Source organism: Vibrio sp. V43_P6S15P86 (assembly GCF_009904725.1).
GTDB classification, from domain to species: domain Bacteria; phylum Pseudomonadota; class Gammaproteobacteria; order Enterobacterales; family Vibrionaceae; genus Vibrio; species Vibrio diabolicus.
In genome coordinates this window covers 1-4,705 of sequence record NZ_WXWT01000103.1, presented here as the reverse complement: position 1 = coordinate 4,705, position 4,705 = coordinate 1, and the positions used below count along the sequence as shown (strand labels likewise).

The 4,705-nt window shown below is 41.0% G+C and carries 5 protein-coding genes; 2 read left to right on the top strand and 3 right to left on the bottom strand.

The genetic code is table 11. The annotated features are described in order from the left end of the window. The first annotated feature begins 481 nt into the window (after positions 1 to 481). Positions 482 to 1,018 (top strand): prepilin-type N-terminal cleavage/methylation domain-containing protein, encoded by a 537-nt coding sequence (locus CAG69_RS04365; protein WP_161442907.1) that lies wholly within the window; start codon positions 482 to 484, stop codon positions 1,016 to 1,018. A 48-nt stretch (positions 1,019 to 1,066) separates the two neighbouring features. Here the strand turns inward: CAG69_RS04365 and CAG69_RS04360 are convergent, their stop codons facing one another. Continuing rightward, positions 1,067 to 2,047, bottom strand: a complete 981-nt coding sequence (locus CAG69_RS04360; protein ID WP_161442905.1) for a chemotaxis protein — start codon at positions 2,045 to 2,047, stop codon at positions 1,067 to 1,069. A 478-nt stretch (positions 2,048 to 2,525) separates the two neighbouring features. On the opposite strand from CAG69_RS04360, the gene CAG69_RS04355 reads away from it, so the two are divergent. Continuing rightward, entirely contained in the window at positions 2,526 to 3,134 is a 609-nt protein-coding gene (locus CAG69_RS04355) for a response regulator transcription factor (protein ID WP_161442903.1), read from the top strand. Here the strand turns inward: CAG69_RS04355 and CAG69_RS04350 are convergent. Together CAG69_RS04350 and CAG69_RS04345 are read right to left on the bottom strand one after the other, a co-directional pair. Continuing rightward, positions 3,131 to 4,018 carry a LysR family transcriptional regulator gene (locus CAG69_RS04350; RefSeq protein WP_046876026.1) on the bottom strand — a complete coding sequence of 296 codons (888 nt, stop codon included), beginning with the start codon at positions 4,016 to 4,018 and terminating at the stop codon, positions 3,131 to 3,133. The two genes, CAG69_RS04355 and CAG69_RS04350, sit on opposite strands and share 4 nt — an antisense overlap. 136 nt (positions 4,019 to 4,154) lie before the next feature. Next, a partial coding sequence (locus CAG69_RS04345; RefSeq protein WP_161442900.1) for a GGDEF domain-containing protein occupies positions 4,155 to 4,705 on the bottom strand: 551 nt, incomplete at its 5' end.

Here is a 4,705-nt window from a genome sequence, read left to right as displayed (position 1 = left end):
CCCTATCGCAAGCAAGTTTATCGAATCGAATTCCATTTAGATTATTCTTATATTTGAAAGCCAAACACGAAACCAAAGCACATTCGCACGATGAATGCGTCGAGTGTGTTGTGATATGAATCTCGCGTAGCATTCATCAAAGTGAACAAAAAGACAATCCATTTGTGCGGTTTGCCATCACTTCTTTTCGTCTTTCATTCAGCCGATGTACGCGTATGCTTATATCTAGGCGAATTCATGCTCGACTGTTCATGCAGCATTTCTTCCACGGAATTAATGACTGCTCAAAAACGGCCGCATTAGATCTTTGCCCCTCCTCCCGCTCTATGTAGGCGTAGCCGATTCCCACTACGTCGGTATAGCACTTTATGACTCATCGCTTTATACTATTGATCATTTTGTCATTACCGTACTTATTTACACAACAACAAGTGTACGGTCAGTGTTACTTTTTCTACCTTTAACTTGCTGTGAAAATAATATGAGAAAACAAACTGGATTTACTCTAATAGAGTTAGTCGTAGTTATTGTCGTGCTTGGCATTCTTGCTGTCACTGCCGCACCACGCTTTTTAAACCTTCAAAGTGATGCGCGTGAAGCGCGTTTAGAAGGCATGAAGGGCGCGATTGCATCAGCGCTCGGTGTCGGTTATGGGAAAATGGCGATTGCAGGGTTGGAACACTATCCATATATATCAAACAAACACACAGACGCAGGTTCAGGTAAAGGCCCTGAAAATTTGCCTTTCTCAGGTTGTGAGTTGAATGGTTCTCTTAGCTGTACATTTAGGTACGGTTACCCAGATGCAGATGAAACAAGCTTAGCTATATTAGTCTCAGAACTTGAGAATCAGTATGGAGATAGTGACTGGAAAATTGTTCAAACTAACAACATTAAAGTCGTTATTTCAGCAAGAGATGATAAAAATAGCAGTTTAACTCAATGCGGGATTTTATATGGACCACCGCAGGCTCCAAACGAAAGTTACACCTTAAAAATTCTTCCATGCCCACAATAAGATAAGGCTGCCCATCGGCAGCCTTATTTTTAATCTTATCGGGTTTGTTTACGCAAAGTTAAATACGTATTTATCCATCATATTCACCATACGGCCAATCTCTGGCTTGGTAATCGTATCATTTGCGCCAAGAGACAGTGCTTTCGTTCGGTTATCCTCACTCATCAATGATGAGAACATAATGATCGGCATTTCATGAAACGCTTCAGTATCGCGTAGTCTCTTCACTAAGTGCATACCATCCATTCGAGGCATTTCTACGTCTGTAACCACCGCATCTAACAGCTCTTTAACTGGCAAGTTTTCTTCTTTCGCGACCTCGATTAAGCTCATTAATTTCTCATGAGCCTCACCACCGTCTTTACAAGTGATCACATTGTAACCTGAAGAAGCTAATGTATCTTGAATCAAAGAGCGAATAAATGCTGAGTCATCCACCACCATGATCGTTTTAGCATTACGCTTACCCACCATTCTCTGGTTTAGATCTACCGACTTATCCCCTTTCACATCGTATTTTTCCATACTCAGCTCTGGGTTAATATCCGCGATGATTTTTTCAAAGTCGAGAATCATGATCAGGTTGCCTTCTTTGCGAACAACGGCCACTACACAATCTTGTTCGCCCGCTTCCAAAAACTGACTTGGTGATTCCACATCATTCCAAGAGATACGATGAATACGTGAAATACTATCAATCAGAAAGCCATTGGTCATTTTGTTGAAATCAGTAACGATAACAAACTTACGCTCTAGGTCCTGGCGTGTTGGTACACCTAACCAACCAGCTAAATCTACTAAAGGCGTCAATACATCTCTGGACGAAAACACCCCGATCATGTGAGGTTGTGCGTTTGGATAATCGGTTGTCTCTGGTACGCGAATCACTTCTCGTACTTTCGCAACGTTGATGCCGTAATAACAAGTTTTTGTGCTGCCATCCGGCAATGTTTTTTCTAAATGAAACTCGATGATTTCAAGCTCATTGGTACCACTTTCTGTCAAAATGGTGCTGGTTACGTTACTCATAAAGCCAATTATCCAACCAAAATACGCATCAGAAAAAGTTTGATGCAAACGCCATGAGAAGCCATTCTCAGGCTAAAAATCCAAGCATCCTTTTTAGTCGTTACAACAAAGTTTGTAAACCACCAAAAGGACGGCCAACGCACATTTCCATATCAAACTGTGAAAAAATGTCTCATTTTTGAACAGGATAACATGAGTTAACTTAGTGCGAGCTTACCTTCCCACTTTTAGCGGCCATTTCGATGAAAAGTTTAGGGTTAATATTGATGTTTTTCGTTGGCCTATCACTATACCCACACATATGAAATCCCTCGTGTATTGGCGTATTCGACAGTATCTTATTCAATTGTGCTCAGTGAATTTCAATTATAGAAAATGTCATTTTCCTTTCCATCAGAAAGGTTTTTCCTACAATCCCTCTTAATACAATCATATTGCGTTGGGCGGTATGACAGTTCGGATAGTAGTGAGGCTCCATTTGAATAATGTTCTTATCATTGATGACCAACCACTTTACAGCGAAGCACTGACTTCTCTTGTTGAGAGCGTAATCAACACAGCCGAAGTCATTCAGTCGAAAGACAGCGCAGAAGTAATGGACTTAGTTCGAAATACAAAAATTGATTTTATTATTCTAGACGTTGTCCTTGGTGATCGAGATGGTATGCGTTTGGCGAAGAATATTTTAGCAACGGGCTATCAAGGTAAATTACTTTTCATTTCTTCACGCGACTATTCCAGCCTTTCTAAAGCGGCTTACGAGATTGGAGCTCATGGTTTCTTGAATAAAAACGAGACAAAAGAAGCGATTACTGACGCGATTGTGAGCGTCTCACGTGGGTACTCTATGTTTAAGTCTACTCACGCTCCTTCTACTGGTGATGTCACGCTATCCAATCGCGAAGCCATGGTGTTCCACTACTTAGCTCAGGGCTATTCAAATAAACGTATTTCAGAACAACTATCGCTCAGCGCTAAAACCATCAGCACTTACAAAACTCGTATTTTGAAAAAATACCATGCAGATTCATTGATTGAATTACTGCATACGATCCCAAGCGCTGAAAACATTCGATGCGATCGTTAGTTCTTCATATATTTTGCAATGGCATCGGTTAATATCTGGTGCATTGCGTCGTGACGATGGCTTTGCTTCATCTGAAGTACAACCTTTGGCCAGCCATTGGGGTAATAAGATTCAGGAATACGAATAAAACGGTATCCTTCGATTGGCGCCTGATACTCCAGAAAAACCGTCGCCGCCTTTTTTTGTTTGAGCAGCTTTAGCACACTGCTCACGTTATCTAGCGCTGCAATTCGATTGATCACCATACCGTGATTCTCCATTGCTCGTTTTGCAAGCTGCTCTTTCTCTTTCCAACCGATAATTTCAAGCATAATAAATGGCAGTTTGGCAGCCTCTTCAAGAGTGGTGATCCCAAGCTCTTCCGGAACAACAACCACAGCAGGCGCGTAACCAATAAATTTCTGATGGATAGATTTAGGCAATTCATCATTGAAGTAATGAAGCTGGGCATCCACTTTGCCTAAAAGGATTTCGTCCACCGTATATTCCGTGATGGTTGCGACAGTAATATGAGCTTTAGGAAACAGCGTCATTAAATCCATCGCCAACAAGTGTCCAAATGAGTACTGAGCCGTTTGGGGTAAACAGACCGTTATATCTTTACTGTATTTTTCTGGTTTGAATTCTGATCGAACTAAGCATGTTTCTAAGTTATCTAATGCATCTGCAATTTTGGGTAGCTGACGCATCAGAAAGTTGGTGGGTTCTAAATGATGTGGGTGACGAATGAATAGTTCATCACCAAGTTGGATGCGTAAGCGAGCAAGATATTTACTGATCGACGCCTCACTCTTGCCCAAGGCTTTCGCTACGGGTTTAAGCTGACGATGCTTTTCTAACAGAACCAGTATTTTTAATAGGTTTAGATCAAGGTCTTTGTTCACGATACAGTACCAGTTGGGTCTTATGCTAATCAGCAATCAAAGGAGCATTATGTATTGCTCGACTAATATAAAAGACCAAGGGTACTGCTTGGTCAAATTTATCAAACAGTTATGTCATGGTTATGTATTGTTGTCCTCAAACACGCTGTTTTTTCATTTCATATAACTCTTCACCTGCTCTCACGATCACCTCTTGCAGCGTTTCATCCTCTTCGCGCACAGCAACACCAGTACTAACGCTGATCTCTATATCTAATGTATTTAAACGATTGTGTTTAACAACGCCACGGAGCTTTTTCGCTAACATGGAAGCTTTGCTCATGCTGCATCCGGGCAAAATTACAATAAACTCATCACCACCAGTCCTGACTAAGTAGTCACTGTTCCGAAAAACCTTTCTCATTGAGTCTGCAATAATAACAATGACTTCATCGCCAACATGGTGTCCGTAACGATCATTAATCTTCTTGATACGATTTCCGTCAATCGCAATGATAGAGTATGGTTCAACCTCCATTCGATGTTTAAACCGCTCTTCTTTAAATACTCGCCGATTTAATAATCCGGTTAAGTCATCTTGCGTTACATCACTCAGAGCATTTTCTAATTGAATTTTGCTCTGTTTAGATTCATTGGCTTTTCGATAATAGGCGAACGCTACGACAGAATAGATGACAAGAATAAAGC